The 19,032-nt window shown below is 62.9% G+C and carries 19 protein-coding genes; 15 read left to right on the top strand and 4 right to left on the bottom strand.

All coding sequences use genetic code 11. The annotated features are described in order from the left end of the window. The first annotated feature begins 177 nt into the window (after positions 1-177). Both ACT7DV_RS07965 and bcp read left to right on the top strand, forming a co-directional pair. Positions 178-378, top strand: coding sequence for a hypothetical protein (locus ACT7DV_RS07965; RefSeq protein ID WP_061956178.1), 201 nt, complete (start codon positions 178-180; stop codon positions 376-378). Between the two features lie 151 nt (positions 379-529). After that, entirely contained in the window at positions 530-1,006 is a 477-nt protein-coding gene (gene bcp, locus ACT7DV_RS07960) for a thioredoxin-dependent thiol peroxidase (RefSeq protein ID WP_444661692.1), read from the top strand. A 139-nt stretch (positions 1,007-1,145) separates the two neighbouring features. On the opposite strand, the gene ACT7DV_RS07955 is transcribed toward bcp, so the two are convergent. After that, positions 1,146-2,225 carry a carboxylate-amine ligase gene (locus ACT7DV_RS07955; protein WP_171919084.1) on the bottom strand — a complete coding sequence of 360 codons (1,080 nt, stop codon included), beginning with the start codon at positions 2,223-2,225 and terminating at the stop codon, positions 1,146-1,148. A 682-nt stretch (positions 2,226-2,907) separates the two neighbouring features. On the opposite strand from ACT7DV_RS07955, the gene ACT7DV_RS07950 reads away from it, so the two are divergent. Then, the gene (locus tag ACT7DV_RS07950) at positions 2,908-3,225 is read left to right on the top strand and encodes a hypothetical protein (RefSeq protein ID WP_444661691.1); all 318 of its coding nucleotides are present in this window, start codon (positions 2,908-2,910) and stop codon (positions 3,223-3,225) included. Positions 3,226-3,362: 137 nt separating this feature from the next. Here the strand turns inward: ACT7DV_RS07950 and ACT7DV_RS07945 are convergent, their stop codons facing one another. Both ACT7DV_RS07945 and ACT7DV_RS07940 read right to left on the bottom strand, forming a co-directional pair. Beyond that, positions 3,363-4,532, bottom strand: a complete 1,170-nt coding sequence (locus ACT7DV_RS07945; protein ID WP_444661690.1) for a hypothetical protein — start codon at positions 4,530-4,532, stop codon at positions 3,363-3,365. An 83-nt stretch (positions 4,533-4,615) separates the two neighbouring features. Then, positions 4,616-5,407 carry a FadR/GntR family transcriptional regulator gene (locus ACT7DV_RS07940; RefSeq protein WP_444661689.1) on the bottom strand — a complete coding sequence of 264 codons (792 nt, stop codon included), beginning with the start codon at positions 5,405-5,407 and terminating at the stop codon, positions 4,616-4,618. Between the two features lie 83 nt (positions 5,408-5,490). Here ACT7DV_RS07940 and ACT7DV_RS07935 point away from each other — a divergent pair, with 83 nt between their 5' ends. Then, positions 5,491-6,375 carry a carbon-nitrogen hydrolase family protein gene (locus ACT7DV_RS07935; RefSeq protein ID WP_444661688.1) on the top strand — a complete coding sequence of 295 codons (885 nt, stop codon included), beginning with the start codon at positions 5,491-5,493 and terminating at the stop codon, positions 6,373-6,375. A gap of 18 nt (positions 6,376-6,393) precedes the next feature. Continuing rightward, the gene (locus ACT7DV_RS07930; protein WP_444661687.1) at positions 6,394-7,740 is read left to right on the top strand and encodes an APC family permease; all 1,347 of its coding nucleotides are present in this window, start codon (positions 6,394-6,396) and stop codon (positions 7,738-7,740) included. Between the two features lie 135 nt (positions 7,741-7,875). On the opposite strand, the gene ACT7DV_RS07925 is transcribed toward ACT7DV_RS07930, so the two are convergent. After that, positions 7,876-8,559 (bottom strand): TetR/AcrR family transcriptional regulator, encoded by a 684-nt coding sequence (locus ACT7DV_RS07925; protein WP_444661686.1) that lies wholly within the window; start codon positions 8,557-8,559, stop codon positions 7,876-7,878. A gap of 68 nt (positions 8,560-8,627) precedes the next feature. Here ACT7DV_RS07925 and ACT7DV_RS07920 point away from each other — a divergent pair, with 68 nt between their 5' ends. The 10 genes from ACT7DV_RS07920 (at position 8,628) to ACT7DV_RS07875 (ending at position 18,874) form a co-directional block, all read left to right on the top strand. Continuing rightward, on the top strand, positions 8,628-9,383 hold the full coding sequence (locus tag ACT7DV_RS07920; protein ID WP_444661685.1) for an SDR family oxidoreductase: 756 nt from the start codon (positions 8,628-8,630) through the stop codon (positions 9,381-9,383). A gap of 19 nt (positions 9,384-9,402) precedes the next feature. Beyond that, complete coding sequence (locus ACT7DV_RS07915; RefSeq protein WP_444661684.1) at positions 9,403-9,732, top strand: nuclear transport factor 2 family protein; 330 nt, start codon at positions 9,403-9,405, stop codon at positions 9,730-9,732. An 89-nt stretch (positions 9,733-9,821) separates the two neighbouring features. Beyond that, the gene (locus ACT7DV_RS07910; RefSeq protein WP_444661683.1) at positions 9,822-11,006 is read left to right on the top strand and encodes a low temperature requirement protein A; all 1,185 of its coding nucleotides are present in this window, start codon (positions 9,822-9,824) and stop codon (positions 11,004-11,006) included. Between the two features lie 60 nt (positions 11,007-11,066). Next, positions 11,067-11,558 (top strand): very short patch repair endonuclease, encoded by a 492-nt coding sequence (locus tag ACT7DV_RS07905; RefSeq protein WP_171919091.1) that lies wholly within the window; start codon positions 11,067-11,069, stop codon positions 11,556-11,558. A gap of 32 nt (positions 11,559-11,590) precedes the next feature. Beyond that, complete coding sequence (locus ACT7DV_RS07900) at positions 11,591-12,877, top strand: MFS transporter (protein WP_444661682.1); 1,287 nt, start codon at positions 11,591-11,593, stop codon at positions 12,875-12,877. Positions 12,878-13,094: 217 nt separating this feature from the next. After that, positions 13,095-14,636 (top strand): ABC transporter substrate-binding protein, encoded by a 1,542-nt coding sequence (locus tag ACT7DV_RS07895; RefSeq protein ID WP_444661681.1) that lies wholly within the window; start codon positions 13,095-13,097, stop codon positions 14,634-14,636. Position 14,637: 1 nt separating this feature from the next. Next, positions 14,638-15,591: an ABC transporter permease gene (locus ACT7DV_RS07890; RefSeq protein WP_171919094.1), complete on the top strand. Its 954-nt coding sequence runs from the start codon at positions 14,638-14,640 to the stop codon at positions 15,589-15,591. Further along, a complete protein-coding gene (locus tag ACT7DV_RS07885; RefSeq protein ID WP_444661680.1) occupies positions 15,584-16,435 on the top strand; it encodes an ABC transporter permease in 852 nt (283 codons plus the stop codon). Before ACT7DV_RS07890 ends, ACT7DV_RS07885 begins: the two co-directional genes overlap by 8 nt. Next, positions 16,428-17,978, top strand: coding sequence for an ABC transporter ATP-binding protein (locus tag ACT7DV_RS07880; RefSeq protein ID WP_444661679.1), 1,551 nt, complete (start codon positions 16,428-16,430; stop codon positions 17,976-17,978). The genes ACT7DV_RS07885 and ACT7DV_RS07880 overlap by 8 nt, the downstream gene beginning before the upstream one ends. A 53-nt stretch (positions 17,979-18,031) precedes the next feature. Next, positions 18,032-18,874, top strand: coding sequence for a transporter substrate-binding domain-containing protein (locus ACT7DV_RS07875; RefSeq protein WP_444661678.1), 843 nt, complete (start codon positions 18,032-18,034; stop codon positions 18,872-18,874). Positions 18,875-19,032 lie beyond the last annotated feature (158 nt).

Raw genomic sequence — 19,032 nt, 5'->3', positions numbered from 1 at the left:
ACGAGGCGGAAAATTTTAGCACAATCGAACGCAAGATCGAGTTCCTTGGACACCAACTGGAATAGATCTGGGTACTGTTTCAATTTCCCCGCGAGCTGTTGAAGCCGCCCGCCCAGCTTCGTAATTTCGTAGTTGCCCTCCCGAAAAGGTCGGGAGGCTGACGAAAGGAGAGCCGCAATGGCAGACAAGAACAACCCAGGACAGTTCGGCAACCGCGAGGACACCGAAGAGCAGGCACGCAAGGGCGGCGAAGCCAGCACCGGCAGCTTCGGCGAGAGCAATAGCGCAGACCCGGCAGAGGCCGGGCGGAAGGGCGCAGAAGCCCAGCCGCATGACGCCAAGGTGCGCGGCGGGGAGCACAGCCACGATAATGACTGACCCCTCCTCCCTTGAAGCTGCGCCGGCGGACTGAATGGTCCGCCGGCGTGGTGTTTAATTCGAGGCAGGCAAGCACGCCAAGGCTCTGGCAATCCATGCATCCCATCGCATAGAATGAAAATAAATTATCACTATACGAAAGTTGATGCTCATGGCTTCGAATTCAACTCCACTGGTCCCCGGCCAGCCTGCCCCTTCGTTCTCGTTGAAGGATTCCACGGGAGCCACCGTTTCACTGTCCGACTACTCTGGCCAGAATGTCATCGTGTACTTCTACCCCAAGGCCGCGACCCCTGGCTGCACCACCGAAGCTTGCGATTTCCGCGACAACCTCAATTCATTGCAGGCTTCCGGCTACTCCGTGCTGGGCATCTCCCCGGACGCACCAGAAGAAATCGCTGCTTTCGCCAGCAACGAATCCCTGAATTTCCCGCTGCTTTCCGATCCGGAAAATGAGGTGGCTATCGCTTACGGCGCCTACGGGGAAAAGACCATCGGCGAGAAGACCCTTGTGGGAACCCTGCGCTCGACTGCAGTCATCAACGCTGATGGCACCGTGCGCCAGATCGAATACGGTGTGGATGCCCAGGGTCACGTGGCGCGCCTTCGCGACTCCCTCGGGGTCTAGCAACTCCATACAGCAGGCCCTGCCGGTTCCTATCCGGCAGGGCCTGCTGGTGCCTGGGCCGTTCCTGCTGTCCCGGCGCCGCACACTTGCGCGAGGCCCTCAACTTCAACGAGAATCCCGATGCCACGCTGCACTCCGGCTACATCTGCATTTCAGCATGGGCGTTGGCCAGCAAATGCAAAAGGCCTCCCTGGTCGAAAGCTGCCCGCTGCCGCACCGCTCCGTTGCCGGACTCCAGCAGGTTCCTCAATGAAATTACCGCAAACTCGTAATCGCCATGCGCCCTCAAGGCATCTTCAATGAGCCGAAGCATCTTCCCGGCCATGTCCTCCACGGTTGCCGAGCGTCCCGTCTCCGTGTCCACTTGCTCGCCGCCGATTCCATGCTTGGCACCCTGCCACAACGACAGGTCCAAGATCTCCGGTAAGTAATCCGCGGGAACATGCTTTCCGGACAGCGCGGTATCCACCAGCCCGCGCATCAGCACCGCAAGCAATACCGAATCATGGGCCCTCAACTGCGAATCAGCAACGCGGATCTCGATCGTTGGATACTTGTCCGAAAGCCTGGCAGCCCATCCGATATGGCCCGAGTCCGGCACAGCCGGCGCGTCATTGATTCTTTGGAGCCTTGCGGCATAATCCTCGTAATCCTTGAAATATGGCGGAATTCCCTGCACCGACCACTGTCTGCTGTGAATCGTCCGCCACGATGAAAAGCTGCTGTCCGCGCCCTTCCAGTATGGAGAATTCGCGCCCAACGCGCACAGGAAGGGCAACCAGCCGCGCAGGAAATTGAGCGCCATGACGCCCGACTGCGGATCAGGGACGGACACGTGTACGTGCAAGCCGCAAATGTAATGCTCCGAGGCGATCCCGGAAAGGAATTTACCGATCTGGCGATATCTCTCATTGTCGGCGAGTTCTGGAGGCCGAGGGGCAGCTATAGGTGCCGTCCCCACCCCGGCGACCAGCAACTGCTGTGAATCCGCTTGCGCCGCCAGATCCCTGCGGAACGCAGCCAATTCCTCCAAGGCCTGTTCCCGGTCCTGGCAGATGGCGCTGGCATGCTCCATCTGGCACGCCAAGAATTCATTCTGCACCTCGCCATCGCGCTGGGAATCCAGGGCCTGCCGAAACTGCTCCCCGGCTGAATCTGCGGGCAACCCCGTTTCCCCATCGAACAAGAAGAATTCCTCTTCTATGCCAAAACTGCTCATTTCTTGCCTCCCTGGTGCTGCGCGTAAATTCAGCCGCTCTCGCGAGCCCGGGTGGAGCTAGCCAGACGCGGCGCGGGACCTGGCGATATTCAGTTGAGTGTTCCGCCTTATGGATTCGGCGAAGGTCAAAACCCGTGTCGATATCCGCTCCCACGAGGCGGCGGATTCTGAAACCCTACGTCTTGCCTGCAACGGCCAACCACCAGAATGTTGCATTCCCATCCTTTTCCCATCAATCCCTGCGAGCCGGGCAAGCACGCTTGGCCTCGCGCGCAATGAATCGTCCATCGCTCCGACGGTCGCATGCATTGACCTGAGCCTGACTTGGAAAAATAAAATCCCCAACTGACAAAAGCAGGAAAGTCACTGCGATCACTTCGAAAGCTGAAAAAATCCTGAAAGCTGTTTGCCACCACTCCCGAACGCTACTCAAGTCAATTAGATTGGAGGCACACTCTGCTTCTTCTTGATGGCGAACTATGCCCGCACGACGGGGCATGCCGCAAGGTTGGAAGCGGCGTGACTTATGGGGATTCACTCGAAAGTTACGAGCAAAGTGGAGGTAGTAATAATGCCAGGACGTATCGTCAGGTCGAAAACTGCTGAACGCGTCGCGGAACTTCTAGGATCACGAGATGGACGTCGCCATCTCAGCCGGTACGGGTGGGTTCAAGGCATGCCCGTGATCATTGCACAACCCCATGAGCCTGCGGAAGATGTCATGGCTCTGGTCTCTGTCCACGATTGCCCGGTTCTCGTGGCAATGCTGGACACCCCCAGCGAGGCATTGCGCTTCATCCATGTCTCGCCTCCCAACGCCGCCTTGGAAATTGTCGACGAGCTGCCCCGGAACACCCGGACACGTGCATTGTTCGAGCAATCCGAGGCACGGGGAATGCTGGCGTTCAGGGTGCGGTATTGGAAGCACAGCGCCATTGCCAACGCCGTTCCGGTCTTCACGCCTGAGTCGCGGCATCCCATGGCGATGTCCCACGGCTAAGCCCCCGGGTCCACGACATCGTCTAATGTCCAATGCTTGATGGCATCATCGAAAAGTTCCACCGCCTTCAGGCGGTGGAACTTTTCGGCCGCTGCCGGAGTTCGCCAAGCAGCTGATGCGCACTGGGGCGCCAGGGACTAATCCTCGGTGATGTTCTTGCCGTGCGAGTCCATGGTGTACGAGGTGGAGGAATACGGCTCGTTGATATTAAAACGAAGGACTACCGGGCCGTTATTCTGCATGAAGCTCACGCTCTCGTTGTCGTAGTCCTTGCTACGTTCCGCGAAAATCCCGATGTCATCGGTGATCTCCTGGCCGAATCCCTGGCTTTTCGATTGCACTGCAGGCCAGAGATCTTTCCAGTTCACCTCGGAAGTACGGAAGAATTCCGCTTCCGATTCGGGCTGGGTTGAGGCGGGGCCGTCATTGCTGAGCTCGCCGCCCCGGTAGTACCAGGTGTCGGTGTTCAGGGTGCCCGGTCCCACCGGTGCATCAATGAGCACAAAATCCTTATACAGGTTCACCTGGCTGACACGGTCGTGGCCCACCTTCTGCTCCAACGCATCCAGAGCCGCGCTGATGCCGGGCTCGGTGCGCATGTCGGCGATCCATGAACCGGTGGCTTTCTGGGAGGCAAGGCTCAACTCCACCGCGGAGCGCAGTGGCAGCAATACGAGAGCCGCGCCGGCGCAGAGCATGATCACGTAGAGCACGGCGCGCAGCGGGAACCAGCGCCTGCTTGACCCAATCAGCGGCTTGCTGCGCTTGCCGTTGGAACGCAGCTTGCCTGATTTGGGAATGCGCAGTTCACCAGCCGCGGCGCTCGAAGGCACTGGAAGCCCGAGCAGGCTGGGGTCGCTGACTTCTTCCGGCTTGAGGAAACCCACATCCGGTTCGCCTTCGATCAGGATGGCCACTGGATGCACGGAGCCCGGTGCCAGCCGGGCGCGTTTCTCGAAGCCCAGGATCCGGCGCAGCCTCGTCCGGTAGGGCTGCCCGACTCGCGGCTGCACGGTGATTTCCAGCTCGCACAAAGGCTGGTCGTTAATTCGGGTTCCGGTCTCGCGGATGCTGTCAACGCGGGCCATGCCCACGCGCCCGGCTTTCACCGCGGCTGCGGCAACCAGCGGATGCTCCGGCTGCGTTCCGCGCAGGCTGCGGGCAACAAGCCAGAAGACCAGCGCCATGGACGCCACCGGAATGCCGGTGCCGATGGCCCACGCCCCAGCTCCCGGAGGACCGACGAAGCTAGCGGCAACACCACCAAGAATTAAGCCCATACCAAGGAAAAAGACAGCCCGGATCATAATGCGATCCTATCCCAATAGTGCAGCCATTCAGTTCTAACGCGTTCCATCTCGCCGCCCGCCACTGCGGGCAGATTCCCTTGCTAAGGGGCGGTGCCGGGTTCCGTCGCATTGCCACCGGGCAAGCCGAAGAACATCTCCCGCCGAAGCGCATCCACATGTTCACGCGTAACATCAATAGCCGCCAACGGGTCTCTTGCGCGGAATGCATCAACCAGCCGTTGATGATGCGTCCGCCCCTCTTCAAGCTGCTCTTGCGGATAGGGAACAAAATACTTGAGCAGTGATTCATAGCAGAACAGATAGGCAGGAACTTCGGGCAGTGCGCTGATCTCCGCCACCCGCCGATGGAACCTGGTGTCCGGGATATGGTGCTCATGCCAATTCATGGCACTGGCGGACTGGCCAATCAGATCTTCCAGCTCCAGGCATTGGGCCTCGCTGGCGTTGAGAGCGGCTTGCGCGGCGATGGCGCTTTCCATGAGGCTGCGCTGGTCGATAAGCCGCAGCACCGCAGGCACGCCGTCGAGATAAGCCCGTACGGCGTCATCTTGGAGTTTGGGGGGATGCTGCGCAACGAAGGTCCCTCCCCCGCGTCCCCGGCGCCGCTCCAGCACGCCATCCTCGACCAGGCTTTCCAAGCCGCGCCGCGCGGTGATGACGCTGACTTCGAGCCCGGCGGCAATCAATTCAGTGCCAGGAAGTTTTCCACCCGGCACCAGCAGCCCATGCTCCACTGACAGCAGGATGCGTGCCCGCACAGTTTCCACTGCTGACAAGCGGGTGACCGCCGAAGCCCCGGGTGCAGAGTGAAGCAGCCGTTCGATATCGCGCTCGTCGGCACGGCTGGTTCCCTGAATATTTTTCGCCGCCATGTATTGAGTCTATCGACTGCGTCACATACATTTGTATAACTGATCATATTGAACAGTTATACATTCCTCGAAGGTAGTCCACGTTGCCCCACATATTCACCGCCGGCTTAGCCCAGCGCCTCCCGCTGCCCATTGAAAATCCGCTGCAGCGCTTTGACGCAGATGTCGCCAAGACCCTGCAGTCCCATGAATCCTTGGACATGCTGATCTACCCTGAAATGCATCTGCACGGCACAGAGCATCTTCCTGCCGAAGAACGCAGCGCGGCTCTGGAGAACGCAGCCGCTCCCCTGGACGGCGACTTTGTCGCCGCCCTTGGCACCATCGCCGCGGAGCACCAGATCTGGCTCTGCCCGGGCAGCATCGGCGAGCGCGACGCTGATGGTGGATTCCGCAATACCCAGCTGCTCTTTGCCCCCGATGGCACGCTCGTTGCCCGCTACCGCAAGATGTTCCCCTGGCGGCCCTTCGAACCGCATCAGCCGGGAACAGAATTCGTTGTGGCCAACGCGGCCGAGGCCGGCGCTGTCGGACTCTCGATTTGCTACGACGCATGGTTCCCTGAGCACTCGCGCCACCTCGCATGGATGGGGGCCAATGCCATCCTGAACGTCGTGAAGACCACCAGCGAGGATCGCGAGCAGGAGCTGGTGCTGGCGCGGGCCAATGCCATCGTGAACCAGGTCTACATGCTCAGCGTGAACTGCGCCGCGCCAGTCGGGCGCGGCCGGAGCATTGCCGTGGACCCCGAGGGCATGGTGCTGGGCGAAGCCGGCCTGGGCGAAGACACACTGGTCATCCGGGTCGACCCGGATGTGGTGCAGCGAGTCCGCACCCACGGCACCGCCGGCACCAACTGCGTCTGGTCGCAATTGCGTCCGGGCGACGCTCCAGTTGATCTTCCCCTGTACCGCGGCTCGCTGGCCCCAGCGCGCTGGTCGCCGCAGCAACCCGATTCCCGCTCTTAGAAAACGACGGAGTTTTCCATGCCTTCCACCGCTACGCTCTCCCGCACCCTGAAATTGCCGTCCCTGGTGATCTTCGGGCTGGCCTACCTCACTCCACTGATCGTTTTGGGCATCTTTGGCGTCATCGCTTCTGAAACCGGCGGCGCCAGCGCCAGTGCCTACCTGATTGCCCTGCTGGCGATGCTCTTCACCGCCAACAGCTACGGCCGGATGGCCGCGGCCTATCCGGTGGCAGGTTCCGCGTACACCTACGTGCGCAAGACCATCGATGGCCGGGTGGGCTTCCTGGTCGGCTGGGCCACCATGCTCGACTATTTGTTCCTGCCCATGGTGATCTGGCTGATTGGCGGCTCCTACCTGCAGGCGCAGTTCCCGGCCGTGCCGATGCCGGTGTGGATCCTGGGTTTCATTGTGCTGACGACCATTTTGAATATCATCGGCATCAAGGTGGCAGACCGGGTGAACCTGGTGTTGATGTCCTTTCAGATCCTGGTCATCGTCTTTTTCGTGGCCCTCTCCATAGCCAGTGTTTCCAGCGGGCTTGGAGCCGGAGCTTTGGTGAGCGCTTCTCCGTTCACCGGGATCGGAGCGAACCCTGCAGGGATCGCGGCCGGTGCTGCGATCGCCGCCTACTCCTTCCTCGGTTTTGATGCGGTCACCACCCTGACCGAAGAAACGGTGGAACCCCGCCGCACGGTGCCCAAGGCCATCATGCTGATCGCACTGATTGGCGGCGGCATCTTCGTGGTCGTGGCCTACACCGTTCAGCTGGTGCACCCGGGCGGAGTCTTTGAAAACTCCGACGCAGCGGGTTTCGAGATCGCACAGCACATTGGCGGCAGCCTCTTCGGCGCGATTTTCCTTGCCGCTCTGGTTATTGCCCAATTCACCTCGGGCATCGCGGCCCAGGCTGCCGGCAGCCGCCTGCTCTTTGCCATGGGACGCGACGGAGTGCTGCCCCGCAGCTTCTTCGGAAAACTGAACCAACGCTGGAGCACGCCGGTCTTCTCCATCCTCGCCATTGCCGCCGTAGGCCTGATCGCGATGTTCATGGATGTGGCCACCTCGACATCATTCATCAACTTCGGGGCCTTCATCGCGTTCATCATGGTCAACGTGTCGGTCATCGTGTACTGGGTACGCCAACGCCGTGGGGGCAAGAAGCTCAATGCGCTGCTCTATGTCCTCTGCCCCGCCATCGGCGTGCTGGTCATCGCATTCCTCCTGACCCAGCTTGATGCCCATGCCGTGGCCATCGGCTCCATCTGGCTGGTTATCGGGGCAGTCATCCTGGGATTCACCACCAGGGGATTCAAGAGCCAGCCGTCGCAGATGGCGCTGGAAGGGATTGACGGAGCCAGCTAAGCCTCACGGGGTTTGGCGATAACGCCAGTGGGCGGACCTCTCCTGGTCCGCCCATGATCCGTCCCCGAGACGCCATCGAGGTCCTGCGGGCCTGAGTGCTTCGGGGCAGGGCGCAGAGGTCCAGCAGCGGGCCGATCAGGATTCGGAGAGCCGGCGCAGCCATGCCGAGAGCATGGCTGTTTCTTCCTGCCCAAGCGCCTCGGGGTGGGCATTGGCATACTCCAGGGCCTGGTGCATCACCGAGCGCGGCGCGTTGGAGGATGCTGTGCCCGTAATGGCCGCGATGGCGCCTTCCCGCACTGCCCGCGATAATTCCCAGTCCTCCTGAGCCAAGACGATCATCCGCAAGGTCACCCCGATATTCGTCACGAGAATATGCGCGGCCGCTTGCTCGGCTGGCACTACCAGGCGGCCTTGGGCCGCGGCCTTTTCAGTGATGCCCCGCAGAATCTGGCTGGGGCGCGATTGGGCGGCCGGCGAATATCCCGGAACCACCTTGCCGTACATCAAGGTGTAGAAACCGGGATTCGCGATGCCAAACGCCACGTGGGCGTCCCACCCGTCCCGAAGGTCCTGAATCGGATCCCCGCTGCTTTCATGGGCTTCTTTTTCCGCAAGATAGAGATCGAATCCGCGGTCCATGACCGCTTCAAGCAAGCCCTGCTTATTGCCGAAGAAGTGGTACAGGGTGGGCATCTTCACGCCAACCGCCGCGCAGACTGCACGCAACGAGATCTCTTCCCCCGGCCCGTCCGCAATCATCTGCGCCGCGGCATCCAAAATGCGGGCCCGCGTATCCCCTCGACCATCCGCTGTCATACTGTTATAGTAACCCATATCACTGATACACAGTCGTGTATTGGTGCCATAGCGAGGAGGAGAATACCTTGGGCAACCACACCCTCAAAGGCAAGAATGTACTCGTGGCGGCAGGGGCCAAGAATCTCGGTGGGCTGATCAGCAGGCAAGCTGCCGAAGCCGGGGCAAATGTCGCCATCCACTACAACTCGGAATCCACCCGCGCCCAGGCCGAAGAAACCCTGGCCGCGATCCAGGCGGCAGGCTCCCAAGGTGTCATCCTCTCCGGAGACCTCACCAGCCCGGCAGCCATCGAGCGCCTGTTCGCTGACGCCGAAGAGGCACTGGGAACCATCGACGTTGCCGTCAACACGGTCGGCAAGGTGCTGCGCAAACCCATCGTGGAGACTTCGGAAGAAGAGTACGACTCGATGTTCGACGTGAACAGCAAAGCCGCCTACTTCTTTATCAAGTCCGCAGGGCTGCACCTTGCCGATGGCGGCAAGATCATCACCATCGTGACCTCCTTGCTGGCGGCATTCACCGATGGCTATTCCACCTATGCCGGAGGCAAGAGCCCGGTGGAGCACTTCACCCGGGCCGCGGCCAAGGAATTCGCGCCACGTGGCATCTCGGTGACCGCAATTGCACCTGGCCCGATGGACACCCCGTTCTTCTACGGCCAGGAAACCCATGAGCGCGTGGAGTTCCACAAGTCGCAGGCGATGGGCGGGCAATTAACCCAGATCGAGGACATTGCTCCGATCGTGTCATTCCTCGCCACGGACGGCTGGTGGATCACCGGCCAGACGATTTTCGCCAACGGCGGCTACACCACCCGCTGAAAACAAGGAGAGCAGAATCATGGCAACACCTATGGTCCCTGAGCCAGTGGCATCGTTCTGGAAAGCTGTCAACGCTCATAATGAACAAGGATTCCTCGACGCATTCACCCCGGAAGGATCCGTGGACGACTGGGGACGGATTTTCACCGGTCGCGAAGAAATCAAAGCCTGGAGCGACAAGGAATTCATCGGAGCCCGCGGCAGGCTGGACATCGAGAGCGCCAGTGAGCAAGATGGACAGGTCACCGTGATTGGGGACTGGAAGTCGAACTACGCCAATGGCCGCTCGAACTTCATTTTCGAGATCCAGGGAAGCAAGCTGTCCAGGATGGCTATCCGGGAAGGCTAGCTGGCCCAGGGCGAGTTCCCATTGTTCCCCGATACCTGGCCATGCACCGCCAAACATCACCCGCCGCCCGATTTGGAAAGACGACAATCGTGAACCAAAGATCCCTGCGCCTGCTGCCGCCCATGCTGCCCCGCGACCCGAAGGAAGCCCACCGCGCCGCCAGCCCGCTGGAGCTGTTCTTCGACCTGGTCTTCGTGGTGGCCGTGTCCTTCGCCTCGGTGCAGCTGCACCACATGGCGGCGGAAAACCACCTGGGTGCCGGAGTCCTCGGCTACCTGATGGTCTTCTTCGCCATCTGGTGGTGCTGGATGAACTTCAGCTGGTTCGGCACCTCCTTCGACACCGACGACTGGTTCTACCGGATCCTCGCCTTCATCCAGATGGCCGGGGTCCTGGTGCTGGCCTCCGGGGCGGCAGCGGCCATGGAAGAGCACGACTTCACCGCGATCACCATCGGCTACGCGATCATGCGCCTGGCGCTGGTGACCCAGTGGATCCGCGTGGCGCTGGGCAACCCCCAGTTGCGCGCCACCGCCCTGCGCTATGCGGTGGGCATCACGGTGGTGCAGCTGGCCTGGTTCGCCAGGCTCCTGCTTCCGGAAACCGCGGCCTTCATCGGCTTCTTCGTGCTGGTGGCCGCGGAGATCTCGGTGCCCATCTGGGCCGAGTCCCGCCGCCGCACCCCGTCGAATCCGCACCACATCACCGAGCGCTACGGCCTGTTCACCCTGATCCTGCTGGGCGAATCGATCCTGGCCTCGGCCAATGCCGTGGTGGAAAGCCTGCACACCATCGAGAACCTCGGCGCACTGATGACCATCGCGGCCTGCGCGCTGATCACCGCCGCGGGCATGTGGTGGATCTACTTCTCCCGCGGGCACCACCACATGATCACCTCGCTGCGCTCCTCGCTGGCCTACGGATATTCGCATTACGTGATCTTCGCGGCCGCCGGCGCCTTCTCCGCGGGCGTCGAAGTGGCCATCGACCAGGCTGGCGGGCATTCCGAGCTGCCGGCCATCGCCACCGCCGGCACCCTCTCCGTGCCGGTCTCCCTCTTCGCCCTGGGCATCTGGCTGCTCATCCTCCGCCGCGACCTTTCGCCGGCCCGCAACGCGGTATTCCTGGCCGGGGTCGCGATCATCCTGGCCGGCACCTTCCTGCCATCGGTGTTGCCCGTCGCCGCCGTGGCCGCCGGCATCATCCTGTGCGTGGTATCCACCGAGCACCGCCCCGCCGACGGTGGGGTCCTGGCGGTCGGCGCGGCCCGATAGCAGCTCGGCGGCCCCGGCTGCCGGCTTGAATCCCTTGGCGCAACAGCGGCACCATGGAGCATGGACATCATCTCGGCACAGCAGCGTTCGGCGCTCATGTCGCGGATCCGGAGCAAGGACACCGCACCGGAGCTGCTGTTGCGGCGCCTGCTGCATGCGGCCGGCTACCGCTACCGACTGCATGGCGCGCTGCCCGCAGGACTTCGCGAAACGCTGCGCCGGGAGCATCCGCAGATCCGCCTGCGCTCAGGAAAGCTGCCCGGATCGCCGGATCTGGTCTTCAGCGCAAGGCGCAAGGCCGTGTTTGTGGACGGCTGCTTCTGGCACGGGCATGATTGCCCGGTGGGACGACGACGGCCATCCTCCAATACCGGGTACTGGAATCCCAAGCTGGATCAGAATCTGGCACGCGATGCGCGCACCCGCCGCGAGCTGGCCGAGTTGGGCTGGGAAACCCTGACAGTGTGGGAATGCGAGCTGAAGTCCACCGAACAGGTGCTTGGAGTAGCCGTCCGATTCCTCGGGCCGCCCGGGGAGGCGAAGGGCGGCTGAGCAGCGCCCTCCAGTTGGCTAAACTGGCAGTCATGCCCCTTCCCGCGCCCGCCACGCCATCACGCTCCAGCATCGCGGTGCTGCTGGGGACCCAGACGCTGTTCAATATCGGCTTCTACGCCGTCGTGCCCTTCCTCGCGGTGGTCCTCGTCCAGGATTTCCTGCTGGCCTCCACGGCGGTGGGCCTGATCCTGGGCATCCGGACCTTTGCCCAGCAGGGCCTGTTCCTGGCCGGCGGCGCGCTGGCCGACCGCTTCGGCGCCCGCGCCATGATCCTGATCGGCTGCGCCGTGCGGGCGGCCGGTTTCCTCACCCTGGCCGCCTCGCTGTGGGGCAGCACCCCGGTGCTCTGGCTGTTCATCCTTGGCACGCTGCTCACCGGATTCGGCGGAGCGCTGTTCTCCCCGGGACTGAACATCCTGGTGGCGGCGGCGCAAAGCGCGAGGGACCGCAAAGAGGCGCGGCAGGTGCGCCGGGCCACGCTCTTTGCCTGGCTGAGCATCACCGGTGAAATCGGGGCCGTGACCGGGCCCCTGGTGGGCTCGGCCTTGTGGGGCTGGGGGTTTCCCACCGTGGCTGGCTTCGGCGCCGCGTTCTTTGCAGCCATCGGCCTGTTCCTGGCCGCCACCCTGCGCCGGCCGGCCCAGGGTGGCGGCCAGGACAGCGCCCAGGCCGCTGAAGGCAAACCCCGGGGCAGCCTGCGCCAGTGCCTGGGAGATCGGCAATTCCTGGCATTCTGCGTGCTGCATGCCGCGGACCTGCTGGCCTACAACCAGCTGTATCTGGCCATCCCCCTGGAGCTTGAGCGCCAGGACCTGGCCACGCAGTGGCTGGGGCCCATTTTCGCCTGGATCTCCATCGTGACCCTGTGCCTGCAGCTTCCCGTGTCTTGGCTCGCCGCGCGCATCGGCGCGGCATCCACGCTGCGCCTGGGCTATATCCTCAGCGCCTCGGGATTTGCGGTGCTCGCCTTCATGCCGCCCGCAGCCTTCGGCGATGGCAGCTTTCCGGTGCGGATCCTCTGTGCAGTGACCCTGATGACCCTGGGCCACCTGAGCGTGCACCCCACGGCGCTGGGCCTGGTGCCGAAATTTGCCGGGCAGCATCCCACCGGTTCCTACTTCGGCTTGCTCTCCAGCTGCGGCGGCCTGGCGGTGCTGCTGGGCAATCTGCTCTTCGGCTGGCTGCTGGTGCAGACCCGGGACTCGGGCGCCCCCTCCTTCGCTCCGTGGCTGGTGCTGATCATCCCGCTGCTGCTGGCCTCATGGCTCGGTGCCCGGGTGGTCAAGCTGCGCCTGCACCGTGGCACCGGGGCATGAGCTAGGACACAAAACGCAAGAAACCAGCAGAACTTCCATGGGAGGCACCAACTATCCGCTACTCAGCCCGACCTGCCGGAGCATCGGGAAGTCGCGCGGAAAATCCGGTCGTTCCAGGCCGGTTCACGGCGTCATGGATTCCAAGTCGATTAGGGTACGCTTACCAAGGCGCTATTGCATTAGATGCCAATTCATCACGTATTGCCGAAGGATTTCCATGAACCTTGGACGATTGAGCGCAACCGCAGGATTCGCGGCCATTGCCCTCGCGCTGACCGCCTGCAGCGCCAGCACCAGCACTGCCCCCCAAGCGGCGGCGGATCCAGAGGCCCGGGTTGTCGTAGCGAACTTCCGTGCCCCGATCTCCAATTGGGCCTTGGAAAGCGATGACGCCTACGTGCTATCCATCGCCGGCTGCCTGGAAACCTTGACGAAGTACGACCAGACCGAGAAGAAGGTCGAGCCGATGCTCGCCACTTCCTGGAAGCAGACCTCGGACACCGTGTGGGAATTCGAGCTGCGCAAGGACGTCAAGTTCCAGGATGGCACCGCCTTTGATGCCAAGGCCGTGGCCGGCTCGCTGAACCACGTCCTTGAAGCCACCGCGCCAGCGCGTGCGGTGAACCCCAAGACCATCAAGAAGGTCCAGGCCCTTGACACGGATACCGTGCGCGTGACCACCCCCGCCGCGGATCCGCTGCTGCCCTACCGCATGGCCAGCGTGAACGCCGGGGTGCTCTCGCCTGCCGCGTACACGGAGACGGGCATCGATCCGATGAACCATTGCACCGGGCCTTTCGCCCCGGTCTCGGAAAAAGCCGGGCAGTCGCTGACCCTGGACCGCAATGAGAACTACTGGGACGGCGAGGTGAAGCTGGCCGGCGGCGAAATCCGCTACATCACCGACGGCGCCACCCGTTCCACCCAGGTGCAGACCGGCGAGGCGGACATCTCCATGTCCATCCCGGCCACCAGCCTGGCAACCCTTGAAGCCGATGACAAGATCAGCGTGCTCAAGGCCGACTCCCCGCGCACCTCCACGCTGTACCTGAACAATTCGCGCGCGCCTTTCGACAACGTGGATTTGCGCAAGGCCGCCACCCTGGCCCTGGATCTTCCGGCCATGGCCGCCAGCGTCTATGAAGGCGCCGCGCAGCCGGCCACCGGGCCCTTCGCCCCCAGCGAGCCCTGGGCCAACCCGGATCTCGCCGTGCCGCAGGTGAACATCGAAGAAGCCAAGAAGCTGGTGGAGGCCTCCGGCTACAAGCAGGACAAGCCGCTGGAGATCATCGCGATCACCGAGCGTGCCGAATTCGCCGGCGTGGGCGCCATCATCCAGGAGCAGTTCAAGCAGATCGGCCTGAAGGCCAATGTGGTCACCAAGTCCTATGGCGCGGTGGAGCCCGATGTGCTGGCCGGCAAGTACGACATGATCCTCAGCCAGCGCAACCGCATGATCGATATCGCAGATCCCATCGGCTTCCTGCAGGCCGACTACAGCTGCGAGGGCGGCTACAACCTGAGCGGCTACTGCAACAAGGACTATGACCAGCTGATCAGCCAGGCCCTGGTGGAAAAGGACGAAGCCAAGCGCCACGATCTCTACCGACGGGCCGGCGACATCCTCGCCAAGGATGCGGTGAACGTCTGGCTGGTCAACGAGCAGGCCATCGACGGCGTGGGCTCGCAGATCCAGGGCTATGTCCAGGATCCGCTGACCCGCTACGTGCTGACCAAGGATCTGGCGAAGACCAAGTAACGTGTCCCCTCTAGCCACCGTGCTGCGCCGAGTCGCTGGACTCGGCGCAGCCGTTCTGCTTTCCTCCTTCGCGGTATTCCTCGTCCCCTTTGTCTCCCCCGGGGATCCGGTCCGCGCCCTGCTGCGCGCGCGGATGGACATCGGCGAGGCAGATGAGGCCACCGTGCAGGCCTACGCCGAGCAATTCGGCCTGCACGACCCGATGCTGGTGCAGTTCGGACGGTGGCTGGGACGGTTCTTCACCGGCGACATGGGCCTGTCCCATATCAGCGGCACCCCGGTGGCAGACCAGGTGCTGCCCGCCATTGGCGTGACCCTGTCCCTGGCCGGCGGCACCCTGCTGGTGGCCATCCTCGTTTCCATCGTGCTGGGTGTCGTTTCGGCCACCCGCGCCGGCCAGTGGCCGGACAGGCTGATCACCTCGATGACCCACGCATTCATCGCCATTCCCGAATACGCCCTGGCCCCGCTGCTGGTGCTGCTCTTCGCTGTGCGCCTCTCCCTGCTGCCCTCTGCCGGCTATGATTCCCCGGCCTCCCTGGTGCTCCCGGTGTTCATCCTGTCCTTGCGCCCCATCAGCTTTTTCACCGTCGCCGTGCGCTCGGGCGTGCGCCAGGCACTGGGTTCCGAGCATGTGCTGGCGGCCCGTGCCCGCGGCCTGGGCCGCACCCAAGCGCTGATGCGCCACGTCGTGCCGCACGGGCTGCTGCCGTTGTGGACCATGGTGGGCGTCTGGTTTGCCGGGCTGCTGGGCGGCTCGGTCATCGTGGAGGTCATCTTTGCCATCCCCGGCATGGGACGGCTGATCTTCGATGCCATCATCAATGGCGATATCCCGGTGGCCCAGGGCGGCGTGGTGGTTGTGGTGACCTGCGCCGTGCTGGTCACCGGCATCATCGACCTGGTCCACAAGCTCAGTGATCCGAACGTGAGGATTGGAGTCCGTCATGGCTAGAAGCGCTACTTCAAGGATCCTGCTCTCTGCTCCAGCGTTCATCTTGCTGGCGATAGTCATCGTGACCATCGCAGCCCCATGGATTTCCCCCTATGACCCGGATGCCCAGTCCCTGGCAGACCGGCTGCAGGGACCCAGCGCCCTGCACCTGCTGGGCACCGATGCGCTGGGCCGCGATACCCTCAGCAGGGTGCTGCACGGCGGCCAGTTCTCGCTGTCTGTCGCCTTGATCACCACGCTGTTCTCCCTGCTGGTAGGCACGGTGCTGGGCCTGATCAGCGCTTTGCGCGGCGGATGGCTGGACGAGATCTTCTTGCGCGTCAACGACTTGCTGCTGGCCTTGCCGGAAATTGTCATCGCATTGCTGATCATTGCGGTCATGGGCCCCGGATTCCTCACCATGGTGCTTTCGGTCGGCATCGTCGCATGGACTCCCACCGCCCGCCTGGTGCGCTCCATGGCCGCCCAGGCACTGTCCACCCACCATGTGGAGGCCTCCAAGCATGTCGGGGCCTCGCGCTGGTTCATCTTGCGCCACCATGTCCTGCCCTTCGTGGCCGGCCCGGTGCTGGCCCAGGCCGCGTTGCGCTTCGGCCTGCTGCTGGTGCTGCTCGGTTCCCTGTCCTACCTGGGCATCGGCGTCCAGCCGCCGCAGTCCGATTGGGGATCCATGCTCTCCGACGCCCAGCCGCACGCGATCCGCTCCCCCTGGGGATTGATCGCTCCGGGTGCCGCCATCTTCCTGGTCAGCTTCTGCGTGACCTTGCTGGGCAACCGCATCACCCACGTGCTGGGCGGCGAGGACGTGCTGGACACCGAAACCAAGGCGGAATCCCATGGCTGAAGAACTTGAATTCATCGACCTGTCCGTCGTTTCCGGGCAGAAGCCGCTGCTCTCCAAGGCCCGTGGTGCGCTGCGATCAGGGGAACTGGTGGCGGTGGTCGGGCGCTCCGGCTCCGGCAAGACCCTGCTGACCAAGGCGATCATGGGCCTGCTGCCTGAACAACTGCGCGCCGAGGGGCAGATCCTGCTCGATGGCCTGCGGCTGGACCAGCTGGACGACAAGGCCATGGACCAGATCCGCGGCCGGCGGGTCAGCATGCTCTTCCAGCAGCCCAAGCGGGTGATGAATCCGCGGATGACCATCCGGTCCCACCTGCTCGAGGCCCTGGGCGCCCACGGCTGGGGCAAGGCCCGCCAGCACGAGGGCCAGGTGCTCTCGCTGCTGGAGGAGGTGGGGCTCTCCCCTGCCAAACCGATCGCCGGCAAGCGGCCGGACCAGCTCTCCGGCGGCATGGCCCAGCGCGCCATGCTGGCCATCGCCCTGGCCGCCGACCCGGAATTCATCCTGGCCGATGAGCCGACTTCCTCCCTGGACACGATCCTCAAGGCCGAAGTCCTGCAGCTGCTGCGCCGCAAGCAGCAAGAACGCGGCGTGGGTGTCTTGTTCATTACCCATGACATCGCCAGCATCCAGCACATTGCGGACCGGGTCGTGGTGGTCAGCGATGGGCAGATTGTGGACCAGTGCCCCACCGCGCAGATCTTCTCCCGGGACCGCCATGCCAAGACGAGGGAACTGGTTGAAGCTACCCTTCCGGCAGTGCGCGCACCACGCCCGGAGAATTCCGAATGCCTGCTTCAGGCAGTGGGGGCAAGCAAGAACTACACGCGGCGGGCCAAGGGCCCGGCGGCCTTGGAGCCGACCAGCTTGTCCCTGCATGCCGGCCAGGTGCTGGGCGTCGTGGGCCGTTCCGGCTCCGGAAAGAGCACCTTCGCCAGGCTCCTGGCCGGGTTGGAGCAGCCGACTTCCGGGCAGATCATCAGCAACCACGGCGATGTGCCAACCCGAGTGCAGATCATTGCCCAGGAGCCCTACTCCTCCTTTGATCCCCGGCTGGATGTGCGCACCTCCATGAGCGCCGCGGTGCACCGGCTGCCAGAAGATCAGGCTGCTGAACGCATGGCGCGGGCCATGGCCCAGGTCGGGCTGCCCGGGGAATTGCTGGACCGCCGTCCGGGCCAATGCTCGGGCGGGCAGCTTCAGCGCCTGGCCATCGCGCGGGCGCTGCTGACCGATCCGCAGGTCTTGATCTGCGATGAATCGACCTCGGCGCTGGACTCGGTGGCCCAGCGCCACATCCTTGATCTGCTGCTTGAATTGCGCGACACCATCGGGTTGAGCCTTGTCGTCATTTCCCATGACATGGACGTGATCCGCTACGTCAGTGATGACGTCGCAGTGTTCTATGAAGGTGAGCTGGTGGAGCACCGTCCGCTCAATGATTTCCTGGCCAATGCTGAACACCAGCACAGCAAGGACCTCATCGCCGCCCTGGACATCACCGCGGCGGTCTCTTCGGCTGGAGGCCACCCGGGCGCGTAAGAATAAGCTCCGGCTCTTGTGCGCTGGCTGCGGGAACTTATAGGTTCATGGCTATGACCGACCGTTCAAAGAAGATCCCGTCATTCATCCGCACCTCTTGCGTATTTGCCCTTGGCTCAGTCCTGTTTGTCTCGGGGTGTTCTGCTCCGTCTGAAACGACAGATGGCGGCGGGGCAACCGCCGAGAACGCTGGATCGCGCCTGTCCAGTGTCAGCGAGGCAGGAAAACTCAAGGTGTGCACCACCGGCGACTACCGCCCATTTACCTATCTGGATCCTGACTCCGGCGAATGGTCCGGCATCGATATCGACATGGCCAAGAACCTGGCGGAGTCCCTTGAAGTAGAGCCTGAGTTCATCCAGACCACATGGAAGGATTTGATGCCGGACTTCACCTCCAAGTGCGACATCGCGGTGGGCGGCGTTTCGATTTCCCTTGAGCGCTCGCAACAGGCCTACTACAGCGAAGCGACCCTGGACGAGGGGAAGACTCCCATCACCCTGTGCGAAAACGTGGAGAAGTACGACACCGTCAGGGAGATCAACCAGCCGGGGGTCCGCTCCATCACCCCTATCGGCGGAACCAACGAGAAGTTTGCTGACGCGAACTACCCCAAGGGCGAGATCATCCGTTTTGAAGACAACAACAAGATCTTTGACGAGATCATCGCGGGTCGTGCCGATGTCATGACCACAGATGCCTCGGAAACTCGCTGGGTTGCCAATGAGCATCCCGAATTGTGCGCGGTGCACCCAGATAAGCCGTTCAATTTCTCGCAGAAGGCCTACCTGCTGCCGCTGGGCGATGACGAGTTCCAGGAGTACGTCAATCAGTGGCTGAACATGGCGAAGAACGATGGGACGCTCGCCGCCGCCGAGAAGCCCTGGTTCGGATAAGTTCGAAACCGCAAGAAGCTTGCCGCTTTCCCAGCAGGCAGCAGGCAGCAGGACCGAGTCCAATTTCTTGATTGGCCGTATTGGAGGCGGACCGATCCGCCCAAGGACTCAGGCAACGGCTGGATCAGGTTATTAGCCGGATCATGATGCTTGATTGT

Origin of the sequence: Glutamicibacter sp. TV12E, assembly GCF_052441935.1 — a bacterium.
In the GTDB taxonomy this organism is placed as follows: domain Bacteria; phylum Actinomycetota; class Actinomycetes; order Actinomycetales; family Micrococcaceae; genus Glutamicibacter.
This window is presented reverse-complemented; position numbering and strand designations above follow the sequence as displayed.

Bases quoted from the DNA above. Each gene is read 5' to 3' on its own strand.
- ACT7DV_RS07965 (WP_061956178.1), top strand. From the start codon at position 178: ATGGCAGACAAGAACAACCCAGGACAGTTCGGCAACCGCGAGGACACC.
- bcp (WP_444661692.1), top strand. From the start codon at position 530: ATGGCTTCGAATTCAACTCCACTGGTCCCCGGCCAGCCTGCCCCTTCG.
- ACT7DV_RS07955 (WP_171919084.1), bottom strand. From the start codon at position 2,225: ATGAGCAGTTTTGGCATAGAAGAGGAATTCTTCTTGTTCGATGGGGAA.
- ACT7DV_RS07945 (WP_444661690.1), bottom strand. From the start codon at position 4,532: ATGATCCGGGCTGTCTTTTTCCTTGGTATGGGCTTAATTCTTGGTGGT.
- ACT7DV_RS07940 (WP_444661689.1), bottom strand. From the start codon at position 5,407: ATGGCGGCGAAAAATATTCAGGGAACCAGCCGTGCCGACGAGCGCGAT.
- ACT7DV_RS07930 (WP_444661687.1), top strand. From the start codon at position 6,394: ATGCCTTCCACCGCTACGCTCTCCCGCACCCTGAAATTGCCGTCCCTG.
- ACT7DV_RS07925 (WP_444661686.1), bottom strand. From the start codon at position 8,559: ATGACAGCGGATGGTCGAGGGGATACGCGGGCCCGCATTTTGGATGCC.
- ACT7DV_RS07915 (WP_444661684.1), top strand. From the start codon at position 9,403: ATGGCAACACCTATGGTCCCTGAGCCAGTGGCATCGTTCTGGAAAGCT.
- ACT7DV_RS07905 (WP_171919091.1), top strand. From the start codon at position 11,067: ATGGACATCATCTCGGCACAGCAGCGTTCGGCGCTCATGTCGCGGATC.
- ACT7DV_RS07900 (WP_444661682.1), top strand. From the start codon at position 11,591: ATGCCCCTTCCCGCGCCCGCCACGCCATCACGCTCCAGCATCGCGGTG.
- ACT7DV_RS07895 (WP_444661681.1), top strand. From the start codon at position 13,095: ATGAACCTTGGACGATTGAGCGCAACCGCAGGATTCGCGGCCATTGCC.
- ACT7DV_RS07885 (WP_444661680.1), top strand. From the start codon at position 15,584: ATGGCTAGAAGCGCTACTTCAAGGATCCTGCTCTCTGCTCCAGCGTTC.
- ACT7DV_RS07880 (WP_444661679.1), top strand. From the start codon at position 16,428: ATGGCTGAAGAACTTGAATTCATCGACCTGTCCGTCGTTTCCGGGCAG.
- ACT7DV_RS07875 (WP_444661678.1), top strand. From the start codon at position 18,032: ATGACCGACCGTTCAAAGAAGATCCCGTCATTCATCCGCACCTCTTGC.